Below are 720 nucleotides of genomic sequence, written 5' to 3'. Positions count from 1 at the left end.
TTTGGATTGAGTGGCACGGTGAATATTAGTAACCTCGCTTTTACTCCCGCTGCTGGGTTAATCGAATTGCCTACGGATGTGATCGATCCGAGTCAGCGCATTGTCCAAGGTTGCCGCACCTATGGCAATAGTCGCTTTATCGTTACTGGTCGCGGCGGAGTGGCTGACAATCCTAGCGATCGCCCCAGCGGTAATCATCCTTGGGCGGATATCCGCGATCCTTCTGCTTTCCGCAGCCCCAATGCTTTAGCGATCGGCAGCCAATCCGAAAATCAATCCGAAAATCAATCCGTAAAGCAAGCGGCGAATGGGACACCGCCCATTGTAGAAGCTACGGGTTGGCGACTAAATGCCAAGGGCGAAGTGGAGATCTTTGCGGTCAATCATGCCACAAGAGAAATAACCGCAACGGACTGTGCGGGATTTTTAGCGATCGCACCAAATATTTTTAAAGAGGTAATTTCCAATGAATTTTAACCAAAGACTATGGTGGTACGGAATCAGCTTTCTATTTATGGGAATGGGCATGGGGATGCTTTTACCCACAAATGTTTCTGCACAGAGCTTAACATCCGATGGCACGCTGTCTACGACGGTCACCAGTCCCGACAATCTCAACTTTACGATTACCAATGGCAATCAGCCCAGTAATGGAGCAAATCTATTCCATAGTTTTAGTCAATTCTCAGTACCGACGGGAGGTTCGGCAACTTTTAATCT

The 720-nt window shown here is 48.2% G+C and carries 1 protein-coding gene and 1 pseudogene; both read left to right on the top strand.

Annotation, left to right across the window (positions count from 1 at the left end; translation table 11 throughout):
• Window positions 1-477: pseudogene (locus AC805_RS26095) on the top strand (S-layer family protein); the annotation flags it as partial.
• A 37-nt stretch (window positions 478-514) separates the two neighbouring features.
• The coding region (locus AC805_RS05450) for a hypothetical protein (RefSeq protein WP_156341313.1) at window positions 515-720 on the top strand (206 nt) is incomplete at its 3' end.

Origin of the sequence: Pseudanabaena sp. 'Roaring Creek' (genome assembly GCF_001402795.1) — a bacterium.
Lineage (GTDB): Bacteria > Cyanobacteriota > Cyanobacteriia > Pseudanabaenales > Pseudanabaenaceae > Pseudanabaena.
The sequence above is the reverse complement of the archived record's forward strand: the minus strand, read 5'-3'. Positions and strand labels throughout refer to the sequence as shown.